Annotated in this window: 11 protein-coding genes and 2 tRNA genes; 3 read left to right on the top strand and 10 right to left on the bottom strand. The window is 56.0% G+C overall.

The genetic code is table 11. The features are described 5' to 3' along the window. Positions 1 to 11 precede the first annotated feature (11 nt). Together IEY52_RS10160 and IEY52_RS10155 are read right to left on the bottom strand one after the other, a co-directional pair. Complete coding sequence (locus tag IEY52_RS10160; RefSeq protein ID WP_189002575.1) at positions 12 to 290, bottom strand: 4a-hydroxytetrahydrobiopterin dehydratase; 279 nt, start codon at positions 288 to 290, stop codon at positions 12 to 14. Further along, entirely contained in the window at positions 287 to 2,989 is a 2,703-nt protein-coding gene (locus IEY52_RS10155) for a DUF2339 domain-containing protein (RefSeq protein WP_189002574.1), read from the bottom strand. Before IEY52_RS10155 ends, IEY52_RS10160 begins: the two co-directional genes overlap by 4 nt. Before the next feature lie 390 nt (positions 2,990 to 3,379). On the opposite strand from IEY52_RS10155, the gene gltX reads away from it, so the two are divergent. Then, positions 3,380 to 4,804, top strand: a complete 1,425-nt coding sequence (gene gltX / locus IEY52_RS10150; protein WP_189002573.1) for a glutamate--tRNA ligase — start codon at positions 3,380 to 3,382, stop codon at positions 4,802 to 4,804. 40 nt (positions 4,805 to 4,844) lie between these two features. After that, the gene (locus IEY52_RS10145) at positions 4,845 to 5,390 is read left to right on the top strand and encodes a hypothetical protein (protein WP_189002572.1); all 546 of its coding nucleotides are present in this window, start codon (positions 4,845 to 4,847) and stop codon (positions 5,388 to 5,390) included. 32 nt (positions 5,391 to 5,422) lie between these two features. Here the strand turns inward: IEY52_RS10145 and IEY52_RS10140 are convergent, their stop codons facing one another. Continuing rightward, on the bottom strand, positions 5,423 to 6,667 hold the full coding sequence (locus tag IEY52_RS10140) for a cytochrome P450 (RefSeq protein WP_189002571.1): 1,245 nt from the start codon (positions 6,665 to 6,667) through the stop codon (positions 5,423 to 5,425). Between the two features lie 290 nt (positions 6,668 to 6,957). On the opposite strand from IEY52_RS10140, the gene IEY52_RS10135 reads away from it, so the two are divergent. Next, positions 6,958 to 8,124: a glycoside hydrolase family 5 protein gene (locus tag IEY52_RS10135; RefSeq protein ID WP_189002570.1), complete on the top strand. Its 1,167-nt coding sequence runs from the start codon at positions 6,958 to 6,960 to the stop codon at positions 8,122 to 8,124. A gap of 161 nt (positions 8,125 to 8,285) precedes the next feature. Here the strand turns inward: IEY52_RS10135 and IEY52_RS10130 are convergent, their stop codons facing one another. From IEY52_RS10130 to IEY52_RS10100, 7 genes are all read right to left on the bottom strand, one after another. Further along, entirely contained in the window at positions 8,286 to 9,908 is a 1,623-nt protein-coding gene (locus IEY52_RS10130; RefSeq protein WP_189002569.1) for a TROVE domain-containing protein, read from the bottom strand. An 867-nt stretch (positions 9,909 to 10,775) separates the two neighbouring features. Next, positions 10,776 to 10,925 (bottom strand) — tRNA-Asn (locus IEY52_RS10125). Between the two features lie 27 nt (positions 10,926 to 10,952). Next, positions 10,953 to 11,091: transfer RNA gene (locus IEY52_RS10120), tRNA-OTHER, on the bottom strand. A 293-nt stretch (positions 11,092 to 11,384) separates the two neighbouring features. Continuing rightward, positions 11,385 to 11,945: a CAP domain-containing protein gene (locus IEY52_RS10115; protein ID WP_189002568.1), complete on the bottom strand. Its 561-nt coding sequence runs from the start codon at positions 11,943 to 11,945 to the stop codon at positions 11,385 to 11,387. A 71-nt stretch (positions 11,946 to 12,016) separates the two neighbouring features. Then, the gene (locus IEY52_RS10110; protein ID WP_229684717.1) at positions 12,017 to 12,589 is read right to left on the bottom strand and encodes a CAP domain-containing protein; all 573 of its coding nucleotides are present in this window, start codon (positions 12,587 to 12,589) and stop codon (positions 12,017 to 12,019) included. 94 nt (positions 12,590 to 12,683) lie between these two features. Continuing rightward, positions 12,684 to 13,520 (bottom strand): 3-hydroxyacyl-CoA dehydrogenase family protein, encoded by an 837-nt coding sequence (locus tag IEY52_RS10105; protein WP_189002567.1) that lies wholly within the window; start codon positions 13,518 to 13,520, stop codon positions 12,684 to 12,686. An 89-nt stretch (positions 13,521 to 13,609) separates the two neighbouring features. Then, a complete protein-coding gene (locus tag IEY52_RS10100; protein WP_189002566.1) occupies positions 13,610 to 14,788 on the bottom strand; it encodes a thiolase family protein in 1,179 nt (392 codons plus the stop codon). Positions 14,789 to 14,987 lie beyond the last annotated feature (199 nt).

The raw sequence follows: 14,987 nt of genomic DNA, 5'->3' as shown, positions 1-14,987 counted from the left end.
ATCCCAGCAAATCACACCAGGGCGTTCACTTTGCTGGCCGCCTGCAGGTCCAGTTCGGTCACCCCTCCAGCATCGTGGGTCACATAAACCACCTTCACTTTCTTCCAGGAGATGGTCAGGGCATCCGGGTGGTGGTTGCTTTTCTCTGCCAGCAAGGTCACTTTGAGGGCAAAAGCCACACCATCTGCATAAGAGGGAAACATGAATTCCCTGGAGATGCCAGAATCGTTTCCCTGCCAGCCGTCCAGTTTTGAAAGGGCTTCCTGCAATGCTGTTGAATCGAGTTTCATGCGTTTTCCTCCTGTGGAATTCTGGGAGGAACAGGGGCCACAAAACCCATGAACAGCAGCAGCAACCCCACCCCCAGAAAGCTGATGACCCTGGCCCAGGTGTCGCTGCCAGAAAGGTCCAGAACGAAGAGTTTGACCACCACAAAAGCCAGCAGACCCGCCCCGATGGTCCAGAGGTCACGGTCGTGGGCGCGGTTGGCCCTGACCGTGAACACCAGTGCCGTGATGCTCCAGAAGATGGAGAGCACCGTCTGGGTGTTGTTGTGGTCCAGAATGCTGCCAAATTCCCAGGGCAACCCAAACTGGGCATGCATGAAGCGCACAATGATGCCACTGACCCCCAGCACCCCACCCACAATCAGGGTGTTGCGCCTGAGCCTGCGACCTGCCGGGGTCATGGTCCAGGGCATCCGGTTGAAGTACAGGGTCAGGTACAGGGCCACCTGTGCCAGTTCCTGCAGGTTCAGGAGGGGCAGGTAAGGCAATCTGGGACCCTGGGAGAGCAGCAGCAGAAAAACACAGGCCTGCAACACCTGCATGGGCACCATCACAGCATCCCGGTAAAACCCCGGGAAGGCACGGGTGTAATAGAAGCTGTTCCAGCACAGCACGTGCACCCAGTAGAACAGCAGCGGCACCAACACCCAGGCGTAGGTGGACAGGCCTTGCTGGGTCAGCAGGGCATCTGTCACCACCATGAGGCGGGTGAACAGCAAATAAGAGACCACCAAATGCAGCAACTTCTGCACCTCTGCCGTCCATCTGGAGGTGGCCAGCAGCACATGCTGCACCAAAAAATACAGGGCCCAGGCCAACAAACTGTACCCTTTTAAAGGCTGATCATCTCCGACCAGGCCAACCCCCAGAGTGCAAACCGCCCAGACCGGCAACAGGAAAGCAAAACCAGACAGGGTGGGGGTCTGGAACCTCTGGGCAACAAAGTGCAGCACCAGCAAAGCCAGACTGAGGGCCAGCAAGAACTGGCTGAGGTGCAGGTCGTTCCTCCAGAGCAAATACACCAGATCCAGAGCAGCCACAATCCAGCCCAATGCACCCGTGACCAGCAACCCCTGAGCGCCTGCTTGCTTCTGGCTTTGCAGGAAGATGCCACTGCCCAGCAGGGCCACACTCACCCAGATCAGACTGACCAGCAACACCACCGTGCTGCCTTCAGGGAACCAGCCCAGCACGACTGCTGCCAGAGCCAGACATTGCAACACCATGCCCCAGATGCGGTGAACACGGTTGCCCGCACGAACCCCGAACACCAGCAAGAGCACCCCGGACAGCGTCCAGATGGCACTGGTGGTCAGGGCACCGGTCAGGAGGGGCACCGCCAGCACCGCAAAACCAATGGCCAGCATCTGGTAGGTCTCCCCCACCGTTCTGAGCACCCCTCTGTTCCTCACATACAGGTAAAGCCCGTACTGCACCACAGCCACCATCAGGCTGCTGAGGGCCACCCCGGTGCGCTCTCCTCCCAGCAAACCCGCCTGTTGAACCAGAGACAGCACCGGCACACTGAGCAGCAAAACATAATCTGAGCGCCCAGAATTGCGCTTGAGGGCATGCACCAGCGGGGTCAGGGTGTACATGGCAAAAAACAGGACCAGGAAAGGCTGGGCCACCGGGTAATGCTCAGGGGTGTAAGCCAGCACCCCCCACACACTGGCAAACAGGAAGGTGAACAGGTAACCCATCACGTTCAGGTAGCGCCAGAGTTTCAGGAAAGACAGCCACACAATTCCTGCATTCAGCAGCGTGTAGTAGGTGAAAATCAGGGCCATCAGGGAGGGGGTGAGGTCCACACTTCCTGTTCGCATGATGATGGGGGCCAGAAACCCACCCACCACACTGAGCACCGCCAGCATCTGGGCGTTTTGCCTGAGGGCCAGAACTCCGCCCAGGATGCCCACCAGCAGCCACAACAAAAGCCCTGCAGCAAAAGGCAGAATGCCATACAGCACACTGGAGGCATACACCATGAAATACAGAATGCCCAGCGCTCCCCCTTGCAGGGCCACACTGAACACCTTGCGGGACTTCCTGACATACCAGCCCCAGCCGAACAGAATCCCGGAGCAACTGGCAGCAATCAGCAGCTTCAGGAGAACAGCCAGATCCTGACTGACCGTGAGCTTCAAGAGAAAACCCATGCCCAGCAGCACCAGAAGCACCCCAAGGCGCACCAGTGCACGTTCTCCAGTGAAGAACTTCAGGAGCCAGCCCACCGGGTCCACCTCCTGATCCAGTGAGGATCTGGGCCTGACCGGCCCTGAACCGGGAGAGGGACTCCGTCCGGGGAAAGCTGGAGGGACTGGAGCAGGCTGAGCAGAAGGCTCTGCAACAACTGCTTCTGGAGCCTGTTCTGTAAAGGTTTCTTGTTCGGGAAGGGCAGCAGGAAGGTCTTCTTGCAGCACCTGGTGAGGTGGAACTTGAGGCTCTGCCACGGGTCTGTCTTTCACAGGCTGTTCCAGCAGTTCCTGAGCTGTTGAAACCGTTGCAGCAGGCGAAGGCCTGTCGTTCAGCAGGTCCTGCCTGAGTTCAGCCAGTTGACGGCGCAGAAAAGCCACTTCTTTTTTCAGCACATCCAGCTGTTCTTGCTGGGTCCTGGCCCTTGAGTTCTGAATTGCATTCACAATGATGGCTGGAAGCGCAAAAAAGAACAGCACCACCAGAAAGTAAAACAGCCATTCCATGCTTCAGTTTGGCACATCAGGGAAGGCCGAGGGCCGAGGGCCGAGAGCCAAAAGCCAGCGTTCAATTTTGCCCTGATGGAGCGAAAGACCAGCACGGAGCTTTGACAGAAAACGGCATCCGTCAAAGCTGCTTTCCATTCCAGAAGACAAAAACTTTCACATGGTCCAGTCACTGTGACCGGATCTGGTTGCCGCCCTCGGCCCTTCTTGACCCTACAACGCGGTCCAAAACGGTTTGTGACCGCTGGGTCGCTTCTTGACCCTACAACGCGGTCCAAAACGGTTTGTGACCGCTGGGTCGCTTCTTGACCCTACAACGCGGTCCAAAACGGTTTGTGACCGCTGGGTCGCTCGGCGCTCGGCGTTTCACTTTGCGGTATCCTCTTCTTTATGGTTGTGACTCGCATTGCCCCCAGCCCCACCGGTGACCCGCACGTCGGGACGGCCTACCAGGCCCTTTTTGATTACATCTGGGCCAAGAAAAATGGCGGAAAGTTCATTGTTCGCATCGAAGACACGGACCGCAGCCGTTACAACGCCGAGTCCGAAAAACGCATTCTGGAGATGTTCGTCTGGCTGGGCATCCCTTATGATGAAGCCCCTGACATTGGGGGTCCAAACGCCCCTTACCGCCAGAGCGAGCGTCTGGAAAATTACCACAAACACGCAGAGCAACTGCTGGAATCGGGCTGGGCTTACCACGCCTTTGAAACCCCCGAGGAGTTGCAGGCCATCCGGGAAGATTTGAGGTCCAGAAACATCAACCTGGGTTACGATGGTCGGGCCAGACAGATCCCCCTGGAAGATGCCCGCAAACGGGTGGCTGCCGGAGAACGCCATGTGATTCGCCTGAAAAGCCCCAGAGCTGGAAGCACCCTTTTGAAAGACGCTTTGCGGGGCACCATCAGCTTTGACAATGCAGGTGTGGAAGATGCCGTGCTGATCAAAGGGGATGGCTTCCCCACCTACCACCTTGCAGTGGTGGTGGATGACCACCTGATGGGCGTCACCGATGTGATCCGTGGTGAGGAGTGGATTCCCTCTGCACCCATTCACGTGCTGCTGTATCAGGCTTTTGGCTGGCAGGAACCCAACTGGATTCACATGCCGCTGCTGCAGAACCCCGACAAGACCAAGCTCTCCAAACGCAAAGGTAACACTTCTGTGGAGTGGTACCGCAAAGAAGGCGTGCAGCCCGAAGCCCTGCTGAACTACCTGGGCATGATGGGTTTTTCCATGCCAGATGGCCGGGAAATCTTCAACCTGCAGGACCTGACCGAGGCTTTCTCTTTTGAGCGCATCAGTCTGGGAGGGTCGGTGTTCGGGTGGGACAAGCTGAAATGGCTGAACGCCCAGTACATTCGTGAAGTTTTGCCCTTTGAAACGGTGGCAGAGCGCCTGCACAGCCACCTGCAGGAGCACGGTCATGAAGTCCAGAACGATGATTTTTTCAAGGGTGTGGTCAAACTGATGCTGCCCCGCATTGAGGTCTTCAGCGAATTCTGGGACAAAACCGGTTTCTTCTGGTCCGAAGATTATGCCGTGAATGAAAAAGCCCAGAACAACATCAACGGCGGTCAGGACGTATTAAAGGCCCTGCTGCCCAGATTGGAAGCCCTAGAAGATTTCTCCCACGACTCCACCCATGACCTTTTCAAGGCTTACGCAGAAGAAGCGGGTCTGAAACTGGGCAAAGTGATGCCTCCCGTGCGTGCCGCCATTGCCGGAACCATGGAAAGCCCTGACATGGGAGAAATGCTCAGGCTGCTGGGCAAAGCGCGGGTGCTGGCCCGCATTCAAAAAGCCATCCAGTAAACCTTTACATCAATTTTGTGGGCCATCCTATACTGAAAGGATGGCCCGTATGGTTTGGTTCAAAACACTCAAATGCCATGAAGATTCACATCGATCTTCCCAGGCCCTGGAAGAGGGCATTCGCAAAATATTTGTTCAGGCCACTTCCGTATGGCAGCACTCCAGCCTGAACTGGTTACCAGCCAGCAGCAAAGGACTGAAAGCCCATTTTCATTACAGGGGAACCGTTGTGGTGCTGGAAAACCGGGAAGGCCAAGACGGTGAACACCACCTCTGTCTGGAAAGTGAAGTCGCACCCCTTCAGCAAAAAGCAGATGCCCTGCTGGAGGCCAGCAGAACATCTTTTTCGAATCTGTCGGAAGACCTGGCAGACACCCTGGCCCGGGGCATACTGAATGTTTTTGCAGGAAATGTGGAGCAGACCGTCCGCATTTTCCTGAAAATCACCGGGGGCATTCCAGGCTTTCTGGGAGGCATGGTCTTGCATGGAACCTGCATGGCCCTGGGACTCGGCACCAGACAGCAAAAAGTAGAGCAGTATTTTCAGCAACAGTTGATCAGGATGCTTCGTACAGGAGGATGGTGAAGCCCTCACTGGACCACCTGAACCATTCCGGGTCAGGATTTCATTCGCAATGCCTTGATGCCCCGGATCACAAACCCACCCACGTATTCGGTGGGAGCCTCCGGGTGCAGCAGTTGCAGATCTGGCATCCTTTGCAGCAGGGTCTTGATGGACACTTGCATTTCCAGACGGGCCAGAGGCGCACCCAGACAGTAATGGGTGCCCAATCCAAAAGTCAGGTGTGGGTTCTGTTCACGGGTGAGCACCAGTTCATCTGCCCGGTCAAACTTTCTGGGGTCCCGGTTCCCGGAGGCATAAAGCAGGCACACCTCCTGACCCTGCTTCAAGGGAACACCATTGAATTCCATGTCCTGCAGCACATAGCGCTCGAACATCGGGAGGGGGGTGTCGTACCTGAGCATCTCCTCAATGGCGGTTTTGAACAGGGGCGTGCTGGAGCCTTCTTTCTGGGCTTCCTCTTTCAGCAGGGCAACTTGCTCAGGGTGTTGTAGCAGGGCCAGCATGCCCGCTGTGCTGCCGTTCACCGTGGCTTCGTGACCGGCGTTCAGCAGCAAGATGCAGGTGGCAATCAGTTCATCCTGGGTGAGCCGGTCTCCAGATTCCTCCACCTGCACCAGGGCACTGATCAGGTCATCTCCGGGATGGATCTTGCGGTCTTCTGCCAGTTCTTTCAAAAAGGCAGAGAATTCGATGGTGGCCTGGTTTGCCTCGTGTTGCTGCTGTTCGGTGTACCCCAGTTCGTAGAGTTTTACGATGGCAGCAGACCAGGGGCGCAATTTAGGGCGGTGCTCCTCAGGAACGCCCAGAAGCTCTGCAATCACGGTCACAGGCAGGGGTTCAGAGAACTCCTCCACATAATCAAAACTTTCCTGCTGTTTCAGGGCATCAATGGTGCGGTTCACAATGGCCTGAATGCGTTCTGAAAGCTCCTCCACCCGTCTGGGGGTGAAAGCCTTGGAGACCAGCGCACGCAAACGGGTGTGGTCCGGAGGCTCCCGGTCCAGCATGTGGGTGCTGTTGAAGGCTTCAAATTCCTTTCTGCGCGGGTCCACCGGAGGCCAGCCCAGCTCATCCCTGGACAGGATGTGCAGGATGCTGCGCCCAAACCTGCGGTCCCTGAGGATGCTGGAGATGTCATCGTAGCGGGCAAAGAAATGCTTGCCCCACACCGGATCAAAAAACACGGGCATCTCATCTCTGAGGCGTTCAAGGGTCGGGTAGGGATCACGCACAAATGCAGGATCGTTGATGTTCAGGTGGAACTCGGGGACGGACATGTGGGCATCATAACCCGCAGGGTGGTGGGTCGTCAGGGGTCAGCAGCGAGACTGAACCCATTTGTTTGATCAAGAAACAAACATCTTTTTTAGTAAACTTATTCGTATAGACAGGAGTTGCAAGATGTGAAAGTCGGGAGTAAGATGCCCTCAATCAAACAACCAAATCTACAAACGTGCGAGCGGCCCGGCAAGACCATGCCTCAGATCTTCAGATCAAAATTTCGGGCCATTTTGTTTAGTAATCGTATCCAGGATTGCTGAACGAATCGCCAGAAAGGACCCTCAAGATGAACTGCAACCGCCTTGTCCTGTCCCTTTTCACCCTTTCGCTTGCCGCATGCTCCCAGCAGACCCCCCATTCCCAGGAAATCACCCCACAGGGCATCACCACCCAGAACTGGACTGCCACAGTGGTGAGCGGCCAGACCCTCCTGAAAAACAACGGCACGGTGGTCACCCTCAAAGGCATCAACTGGTACGGTCTGGACGGAAGCCAGCAAATGGGCGGCACCTGGACCAGCGATGTGTTGAATGGCAGCACCCGCACCCACGACCTCGACTTCTGGTTTTCACGCATTAAGGCGCTGGGATTCAATGCCATCCGGGTTCCCCTCTCTGCAGACACCATCTGGAACAACGCCACCGGCAGCAACACCATGCTGAACACCGTGGTGCAGAAAGCCAACAGTTACAACATGTACGTGCTGCTGGGATACCAGACCTGCAGCCCCAGCTACCTGGGGGGCAACCTGGTGGGCGATCCCTCCACCTGCCCAGACCGCACCTGGGACCTGGGATCCTGGCTGTATTACATGGAAAAACTGGCCCAGGTCGCCAAAAACAACCCCAATGTGATCGGCATCGATGTGTTCAATGAACCGCACAAACTGGGCTGGAGCACCTGGAAAGGCTACGCAGAACAGGCCGTGACCCGCATGGAACAGACCTACAGCACCCTGACCGGACGCAACATCCTCTATTTCGTGGAAGGATCAGGCGGAACCCCCAACTGGGGAGCAGACATCAGCGGGGCCTCCACAGCATCGGGAAGGCTGTTCTCTGGCGGGGGCGTCAACCAGCAAATCGTGTACAGCCCCCACTTTTACGGCAAATGGGTCACGGCCAGCAATGCCACCAGCATCGTCAGCAACGTGGTCAACAGTGGTGCGCCAGTGGTGATTGGAGAATTCGGCATGGTCCCGGACACCAGCAGCACAGCCACAGGAGGCACCGTCTGGGGGGCAAATTTCATCAACGGGGTGAAAGGGAAATCTCCCAGTTTCTTCTACTGGGCCTGGAACGCCAATGAGTACGACGGTCCTTACGGCATCCTGCGCAAGGAAACCAATGGCAACAGCAACTGGTGCATCGCAGAATACGACATCGTGCAGACCCTCAAAAACAATTATGGTCTGAGCATCACTGCCCCCTACACCCACACCGTGTGTTACTGACCTTCACCCATCTCCTCTCTCCTTAAAAAAACCCATGCAGTGCCAGACTGGCATTGCATGGGTTGATGCTTGAAGGTTGATGCTTGAAGGTTGATGCTTGAAGGTTGATGCTTGAAGGTTGATGCTTGAATGTTGATGCTTGAATGTTGATGCTTGAATGTTTACTGCAGCATGAAATCGCTCATCACTTCGGGGGCAGCAGTGTCGAAACCCACCACGTCCAGCATTCCAGCGTCTTTTGGATCTGCGATGCTGAAGCGGTTGGACACCATCCCGACCACAATCAGTTTTGCAGCAATGCCCATTTCACGGCGGTACTGCTGCAGGGCCTGGGTGGGATGGATCCTGCCTGCCCAGGTTTCGCTGTCGGTGTAAACCACGAAGGTGTCAATGGGGATGTTTTCCTTCAGGGCGTAGCGCATGGGCAGAGAGCAATCCGTTCCACCCATGGGAACCGCAGCCACCGTGCGAATCACATCGTCCAGACGCTGGCGGGGAGAGATCTTGATGGGGGTCATTCCGGGGTCTCCCCCACCCCACTGGCCGCCGTATCCACCGTTGGCAGCACTGAATCCGGTCACCATGTGCTGGCTTTCCACCGCAGCGGTCACCAGGGCCATGGCAGCACTCGCCACCCTGGGGGTCAGTCCGGGCACACCCGCAATCTGACCGCACTCCATGCTTCCCGAGACATCCAGCGCCAACATGATGCGTTTGTCTGTGGGGGTCACTGCACCAAATGCCGTGTAGAACGCAGCATCCAGTGCATCCACCACAGGCTGAACCGGAGTCCAGCTTCTTTCCTGACCGCGCATGCCGTGACCGGCCTGGTAGGTCTTGAGGGCAGCCAGCACCTTGATGGGGTGCAGGCGGGCCTTCTGGATCGCTTCACTGGAACCCAGTTTGCGCACCACCAGACGGCTTGCTTCGCTCATGGGGGTGACCAGACCAATGCGGGTCATGTTGGCAAGGTTGCGCACCATCGCCTCCAGGGGCATGTGGGGCAGCATGGCCTCCCACACTTCCGGACGGGTCAGGAATTCGGTGGGGATGGCTTCACGGGGCAGCCTGTACTTCTCGATCAGGCCAACCACTTCTTTCAGAGAGGCGGTCTGGGCCTGCCTGAAAGCATCCACGATCTCCAGACCTTCAGCAGGAGCAAACTCATCCTGGGTGATCCAGCGGTACAGCTTCTGCTGGGCATCACTCTGGGCCTTGGGGTGAGACAGGCGCAGGGCATCCCGATGGGTCCAGCCGTCACGCTGGCGGTATTTCACTGCCTGGTAAGCCAGAGCCTTCACATCCTTCTGGTTGTACCAGTCGGCAATGGCACGGCGCAGACCGCGACCCCATCCACGAAAACCCTGAACGTAATCCATGAAGTGGAACAGGTGCGTCCCGATGCGGGCCACACGGGGCAGGGCCTCCAGAGCAGCTTTTCGGGTCTGTTGATCACCAAAACCTGCGCACATCGCCAGTGCAAAGAGGGCAGGATCGTTTCTGGGGGCACGTCCGGATTCACTGATCTCAGCAATCCGTTTGACGGTCCTGATTCCATCCTGTTCAATGCAGCGTCTGACGGCCTCTGCATTCTCGATGGTCAGCTTCTGTTCACTGACATGATAGGTTCCGCCTTCCGATCCGAGGATCAGGAAACGGTCCAGCTGAATCCAGTCACCGACTTCCCAGGCGTAACCACCAGCGTTGTTGGCTTTCTGGCTCGTTCCGGGGATGGGCTGGTTCTGAGGGGTGCGAGCGGTCTGGTAATGCTTCGTCCACTTCATGTTTTCACCTTCTTTCGGGAGGGAATGGCTTATTGGCGAACCGTTTCTTTGAACGGTTAAACGGCACATATCAAGGCCGGATGATGTTCCGGTGTGGGTTTCGGTGGTTCAGACAGATCACCCATCACCTTCGACCCGGCCTTCTGAGACAAACATTTTCCAGCGGTTCTGCAAACCTTACTGCAGAGACCAGGGTTTTTCAGCTTGCTGCCCTGGTCAAACATTGCAGGTTTACAGGTGGATCAACCCCCCGGAGGGAAAGTGAGGTCACCCAGTTCCAGCGACCCAATGCCGGTAAAAACGGAAATGGATTTGGGGAGTGCAGATTTCCACTCGCCTGTCTGGAAAACCCGTCCGAAAATCAAAACCTGCAGATGAAAAACGCGAACAGGATGTATACGGTTTAACTTGAAAGGTTAAGGTAACCTGTTCCCTCCGACCCACAGGGTCAAACCCAGATTTAAAAATTCAAATCCATACAAAAAGTGCGACTTGAATCCATCCAGCACCTGTTTAAAGCAAAACTTGAAAGCTTGCGGGTGAGGGTTCACAACTGGGTGGTCTGGAGGGTAACCCAGCTGTTTCGACCCGCAAGAAGGAATTTTTATTTTGTCGTGGATGTTCAGGTAACCCATCCCTCCACGACGCGGAGTGTTTGACATGAGGGATTTCTCCCTCTGGTGGAAAAGGTGGGACTCGAACCCACAACCTTCTGTGTGCAAAACAGATGCTCCCCCTATTGAGCTACAGACCCAGACGTGTCAAAACATTGAAAGAGGGTTTGAATGGCGAGCCAGTGTTTTGTGTTTTTCTGCACATGCTGTGAGGCCGTGGGACAGCCCACAAACCTTCACAGCATGCACAGCGTGGTGGAGGTGACAGGAATCGAACCTGCGACCAGCCGATTAACAGTCGGTAACCATCTACCGTCGGCTCGGGACCAGAGGAGTGTGTGTCTGTGTTTCCGAGCAAGGGCTGGCGGACGGTGTTGCTGCTCTACCACTGAGCTACACCCCCACGAAAAAGAGAAAAAAACAACTTGAAGAGAAGTGACAGGATTCGAACCTGTGACCTGCCGATCCATAGTCGATAACCATCACCCTGTCGGCTCGACTTCCGAAGAAATGCAAGCAAGGTGTAGAGGACGGTATTTTTGCCGCTCTAGCCACTGAGCTACACCTCTCATTCATGTCTGAAGTGGGTCACACGGTGGGATTTGAACCCACATGCCCTTGCGGGCGCAACATCCCAGATAACCATCACCTGTCGACCCGAGGGTTTCGGATGAGGTGGCGGGGACGGAAATGCCGGTTGCCCGGCGTGTTGTGCGTCTACCCTGTTCCGCCACGTGTGCTTCAGACGTGTTCAGTGTAGACAAATCGTTCATCTTTCACATTCACCAAAACGCTTAAGGAACAGACAGACCAAAAGGCCTGTTCCAACAAGCTTCGGATGCTTGTTTATGCTTATTTTCCGTTATTTGGAGGGGTTTCCAAACACCTGCACCCAGTAATAGCGGTCTGCAGAAGAGGCATTTTCGGCAAAGCCCACCCCCAGTTCGGTGTACTGGGCATCCATCAGGGTCTGGCAGTGGCCTGCAGAACTGTCCAGCCACGCCTGAATCGCTGCCTCAATGGTTTTTTGCAACGCCAGGGCGGTGTTGGAGGTCACCACAGCCAGGTTCTCTCCCACCTCATCAAAGCTGTATCCTGCAGCCCGAATCCGGTCCTGGGTCTGGTCGCCTCTGGAACCTGTGTGGTTCAGAGCTCCCATTTTGACCATGTCCTGGGCATGGTATTGCGCAGCCAGAGAAAGTTTGTTCTGCAGTTTCACAGCAGGAGCTGCAGGAAAAGCTGTGGTCCCTCCCATCTCTTTCTTGCAGTTCCTGGGAACAGCTCTGGCATCGTTCACGGCCTTGAGCATCATCTGCTGAGAGGGCGCGTCCAGCACCACCACCCCGCTGAAGTCCAATGGCGTGCCTCCCAGCGTGCCACATGCCGTCAAAAGTCCCAGAGCCACCAGAACAAGTTGTTTCATACCTCAGGGTACTGCTTTTTCAGGAGAACTTCAGTTGCAGAAGCAGCACGAATCCCTTTAAGGCGTTTTTCTCAGTGCTGCACACCCAGAACCTGCACCCAGTAACGACCATATTCTGTGTCCTGTTTCTCAGCATACCCAAACCCGACCTCCCGAAAATCAGGGTTCATCAGGTTCCTGCAGTGGCCCGGAGAGGTCAGCCAGCCATCGATGGTGGTCTGAACATCCGGGTAGCCTGCTGCGATGTTCTCTCCCACCATGCGGTAGCTGTAATTGAACCTCAGCGCCCGCACCACCACATCCGATCTGTCTGATCCCTCGTGGGCAAAGAAATCATGTTCGGCCATGTCCTCTGCATGGGTCTGGGCCGCCGCAATCAGGCGAATGTTGAGCATCAGGGGACCAGCAGCAGCATAGACATCATTGCCACACTTGCGGGCCACTGCACGGGCCGCATTGGTGGCTTTCAGCAGCCTTTGCAGCGCATCTTCACTGGGCATTCGGTAGGTCTGTGGCTGCATGGATGTTCCCCCGGAAGGTGTGCTGGATTGAGGGCTGGACTGGGGATGGGGTTGAGGACTGGCAGGGCGGTTCAGGCACCCGGTCAACACAACGGGAAGCAAAAGCAGGGCACGGAACTTCACAGCCTCAGGTTAAAACACCCAGAAAAAATGTGGTGAGGAGGGTTTGAGCTTTTCCTCACTTTTGGGAGGGCTGGGGGCAAGCTCCCCCTGTTCCTCAATATGTGTAAAACCCTCTCCCACTTTTGCGCCCGTAAAGTCCTGCCTGCACCATCTTGCGCAGCAAAGGGCTGGGGCGGTACTTGTCGTCTCCGAGGCCTTTGTGCAGCACTTCCATGATGGCCAGACAGGTGTCGAGTCCAATGAAATCTGCCAGGGTCAGGGGTCCCATGGGGTGGTTCATGCCCAGTTTCATGATGCCGTCAATGGCTTCGGGGGTGGCAACACCTTCCATCACGCACTGGATGGCTTCGTTGATCATGGGCATCAGGATGCGGTTGGAGACAAAACCTGGAAAGTCTTTGCATTCGATGGGGGTTTTGCCCATCTGTTTTGCGGTTTCAACAACGAATGCTGCGGTGTCATTGCTGGTGGAGTAACCCCGGATCACCTCAACAAGGCCCATCAGGGGCACCGGGTTCATGAAGTGCATCCCGATGAATTGTGCTGGACGGCCTGAAGCGGTGGCCAGGCTGGTGATGGGAATGCTGCTGGTGTTGCTTGCCAGCACCCCCTCAGGTTTCACAATTTGCCCGAGCTGTTGAAAGAGGTCCAGTTTAAGGCTTTCATTCTCAATGATGGCCTCCACCACCAGATCACAGTCCTGAAAGTCCTGCAAAGAGGTGGTGAATCGAATTCTGGACAGAATCTCTTCGGGGGCCTCGCTGATTTTGCCCTTCTCATGGAGCTTTGCAAGGGAATTCTGAATGGTGCTTTTTCCCCGTTCAAGTGAAGCCTCTTGCACATCCTGCACCAGCACGGTGAACCCACTCTGGGCCGCCACCTGTGCGATGCCTCCTCCCATCTGACCTGCACCAATCACACCAAATTTCATGCGGCTCCTTTATTGCACCGGGACAGATCCCAGGTTTTCAGACATGTTTTTGATCCCTCTGCCCCACACACAACCCGAAATCAGAAAAATCAGAGCCGCCTGACGGCCATGGACAGACCGTTGCCTCCACCCATGCACAGGGTGGCCACCCCCATTTCTCTGTCCTGCTGCTTCAGGGCACTCAGCAAAGTCACCAGAATCCTGGCTCCACTGGCCCCAATGGGGTGCCCGAGGGCCACTGCCCCACCATTGACATTGATGCGTTCTGGATCAATGCCCAGCTCCTGGGTGACCGCAAGCGCCTGCACACTGAACGCCTCGTTGATTTCCCACAGGTCGATGTCACTGCCCTGCAGGTTCAGTTTCTTCAGCAGGTTCTGGGTGGCTGGAACAGGAGTCATCATCACCCATTCGGGGTCCAGACCGCCGGTGGCATAACCAACAATTTCCGCCAGGGGTTTCAGGCCGTGCGTCTGTGCAAATTCCTCGCTGACCACCAGCAGACTGGCTGCTGCATCGTTCAAGCCAGGGGCATTTCCTGCGGTGACACTGCCTTCTTTGGTGAAAGCAGGTTTCAGTTTTCCAAGGGCTTCCAGGCTGGTTTCCCTTCTGGGGCTTTCATCGGTGTCGATGATGGTGTTGCCCTTGCGGCCTGCAATTTCCACAGGCACAATTTCTTCTTTGAAGCGTCCCTCATCGATGGACTGCAGGGCCTTCTGGTGGCTGCCGTAAGCGTAAGTGTCCTGACTGGCCCGGTCCAGACTGTACTTCTGGCAAACCAGTTCTGCAGTCATGCCCATGTGCTGGTCGGTCATGGCACACCACAGGCCGTCCTGAATGTTGGCATCCAGAGCCTGAGCATGTCCCAGACGGTATCCCTGACGTGCTCCCATCAGGAGGTGGGGGGCATTGCTCATGCTTTCCTGACCGCCTGCCAGAACGGCGTGCTGGTCTCCAGCCCGGATGCTCTGGGCCGCCAGCATCACGGCTTTCAGGCCACTTCCACACACCTTGTTGATGGTCAGTGCTCCAACGCTGCTGGGGAGTCCTGCTTTCAGGGCCGCCTGACGCGCCGGATTCTGACCCGTTCCTGCCTGAATCACCTGTCCCAGAATCACTTCTTCGATCAGGCTGGCATCCACCCCAGACCTTCTGAGGGTTTCTTTGAGGGTGATGCTTCCGAGTTCAGGGGCACTGAGGCTGCTCAGGCCACCCAGAAATTTGCCAATGGGGGTTCTGCTGAGGCTGACAATCACGGCTTTCGACATGCTTCCTCCGTGGGCACAGGAATCAGTCCTGTTGATGGATTTCTGCTGGGGTTTGAAGGTCTGGATTGAACGGAGATTGGATTGCTTTTGATCCTAACATACTGCTGCCTATACAGCTTTGTACAGCAGGAAAGTGAATTGACGAAGGAAAAATGGAAGAGATTTTTAGGGTAAAACGAGTATTGCCGAGAGCCGAGAG

Source organism: Deinococcus roseus (assembly GCF_014646895.1).
Lineage (GTDB): Bacteria > Deinococcota > Deinococci > Deinococcales > Deinococcaceae > Deinococcus_C > Deinococcus_C roseus.
The sequence above is the reverse complement of the archived record's forward strand: the minus strand, read 5'-3'. Positions and strand labels throughout refer to the sequence as shown.